Annotated in this window: 1 rRNA gene; it reads right to left on the reverse strand. The window is 51.9% G+C overall.

Annotation, left to right across the window (positions count from 1 at the left end):
• Positions 1 to 23: 23 nt before the first annotated feature.
• Positions 24 to 2,915 (reverse strand): 23S ribosomal RNA (locus F3J45_RS29435).
• Between the last annotated feature and the right edge of the window lie 58 nt (positions 2,916 to 2,973).

Consider the following 2,973-nt stretch of genomic DNA (forward strand, 5'->3'; position numbering starts at 1 on the left):
TGCGCAAATTGCTTGGGTGTTATATGGTCAAGCCTCACGGGCAATTAGTATTGGTTAGCTCAACGCCTCACAGCGCTTACACACCCAACCTATCAACGTCGTAGTCTTCGACGGCCCTTTAGGGGATTCAAGATCCCAGTGAGATCTCATCTTGAGGCAAGTTTCCCGCTTAGATGCTTTCAGCGGTTATCTCTTCCGAACATAGCTACCCGGCAATGCCACTGGCGTGACAACCGGAACACCAGAGGTTCGTCCACTCCGGTCCTCTCGTACTAGGAGCAGCCCCTCTCAAATCTCAAACGTCCACGGCAGATAGGGACCGAACTGTCTCACGACGTTCTAAACCCAGCTCGCGTACCACTTTAAATGGCGAACAGCCATACCCTTGGGACCGGCTTCAGCCCCAGGATGTGATGAGCCGACATCGAGGTGCCAAACACCGCCGTCGATATGAACTCTTGGGCGGTATCAGCCTGTTATCCCCGGAGTACCTTTTATCCGTTGAGCGATGGCCCTTCCATACAGAACCACCGGATCACTAAGACCTACTTTCGTACCTGCTCGACGTGTTTGTCTCGCAGTCAAGCGCGCTTTTGCCTTTATACTCTACGACCGATTTCCGACCGGTCTGAGCGCACCTTCGTACTCCTCCGTTACTCTTTGGGAGGAGACCGCCCCAGTCAAACTACCCACCATACACTGTCCTCGATCCGGATAACGGACCTGAGTTAGAACCTCAAAGTTGCCAGGGTGGTATTTCAAGGATGGCTCCATGAGAACTGGCGTCCCCACTTCAAAGCCTCCCACCTATCCTACACAAGCAAATTCAAAGTCCAGTGCAAAGCTATAGTAAAGGTTCACGGGGTCTTTCCGTCTAGCCGCGGATACACTGCATCTTCACAGCGATTTCAATTTCACTGAGTCTCGGGTGGAGACAGCGCCGCCATCGTTACGCCATTCGTGCAGGTCGGAACTTACCCGACAAGGAATTTCGCTACCTTAGGACCGTTATAGTTACGGCCGCCGTTTACCGGGGCTTCGATCAAGAGCTTCGCTTGCGCTAACCCCATCAATTAACCTTCCGGCACCGGGCAGGCGTCACACCCTATACGTCCACTTTCGTGTTTGCAGAGTGCTGTGTTTTTAATAAACAGTCGCAGCGGCCTGGTATCTTCGACCGGCATGGGCTTACGGAGCAAGTCCTTCACCCTCGCCGGCGCACCTTCTCCCGAAGTTACGGTGCCATTTTGCCTAGTTCCTTCACCCGAGTTCTCTCAAGCGCCTTGGTATTCTCTACCTAACCACCTGTGTCGGTTTGGGGTACGGTTCCCAGTTATCTGAAGCTTAGGAGCTTTTCTTGGAAGCATGGCATCAACCACTTCGCGCTCTAATGAGCACTCGTCATCAGCTCTCGGCCTTAAGATCCCGGATTTGCCTAAGATCTCAGCCTACCACCTTAAACTTGGACAACCAACGCCAAGCTGGCCTAGCCTTCTCCGTCCCTCCATCGCAATAACTGGAAGTACAGGAATATTAACCTGTTTTCCATCGACTACGCTTTTCAGCCTCGCCTTAGGGACCGACTAACCCTGCGTCGATTAACGTTGCGCAGGAAACCTTGGTCTTTCGGCGTGCGAGTTTTTCACTCGCATTGTCGTTACTCATGTCAGCATTCGCACTTCTGATACCTCCAGCAAGCTTCTCAACTCACCTTCACAGGCTTACAGAACGCTCCTCTACCGCGTCATCAAAGATGACACCCGTAGCTTCGGTGCATGGTTTGAGCCCCGTTACATCTTCCGCGCAGGCCGACTCGACTAGTGAGCTATTACGCTTTCTTTAAAGGGTGGCTGCTTCTAAGCCAACCTCCTAGCTGTCTAAGCCTTCCCACATCGTTTCCCACTTAACCATGACTTTGGGACCTTAGCTGACGGTCTGGGTTGTTTCCCTTTTCACGACGGACGTTAGCACCCGCCGTGTGTCTCCCATGCTCGGCACTTGTAGGTATTCGGAGTTTGCATCGGTTTGGTAAGTCGGGATGACCCCCTAGCCGAAACAGTGCTCTACCCCCTACAGTGATACATGAGGCGCTACCTAAATAGCTTTCGAGGAGAACCAGCTATCTCCGAGCTTGATTAGCCTTTCACTCCGATCCACAGGTCATCCGCTAACTTTTCAACGGTAGTCGGTTCGGTCCTCCAGTCAGTGTTACCTAACCTTCAACCTGCCCATGGATAGATCGCCCGGTTTCGGGTCTATACCCAGCGACTAAACGCCCTATTAAGACTCGCTTTCGCTACGCCTCCCCTATTCGGTTAAGCTCGCCACTGAATATAAGTCGCTGACCCATTATACAAAAGGTACGCAGTCACCTAACAAAGTAGGCTCCCACTGCTTGTACGCATACGGTTTCAGGTTCTATTTCACTCCCCTCTCCGGGGTTCTTTTCGCCTTTCCCTCACGGTACTGGTTCACTATCGGTCAGTCAGTAGTATTTAGCCTTGGAGGATGGTCCCCCCATGTTCAGACAAAGTTTCTCGTGCTCCGTCCTACTCGATTTCATTGACAAGAGATTTTCGTGTACGGGGCTATCACCCACTATGGCCGCACTTTCCAGAGCGTTCCACTAATCTCAAACCAACTTAAGGGCTGGTCCCCGTTCGCTCGCCACTACTAAGGGAATCTCGGTTGATTTCTTTTCCTCAGGGTACTTAGATGTTTCAGTTCCCCTGGTTCGCCTCTTGCACCTATGTATTCAGTACAAGATACTCAGCTTATGCTGAGTGGGTTCCCCCATTCAGAGATCTCTGGATCACAGTCTGTTTGCCGACTCCCCAAAGCTTATCGCAGGCTACCACGTCTTTCATCGCCTCTGACTGCCAAGGCATCCACCGTATGCGCTTCTTCACTTGACCATATAACCCCAAGCAATCTGGTTATACTGTGAAGACGACATTCGCCGAAAATTCGCAT

It is taken from the genome of Pantoea sp. Ap-967, from assembly GCF_011752565.1.
Lineage (GTDB): Bacteria > Pseudomonadota > Gammaproteobacteria > Pseudomonadales > Pseudomonadaceae > Aquipseudomonas.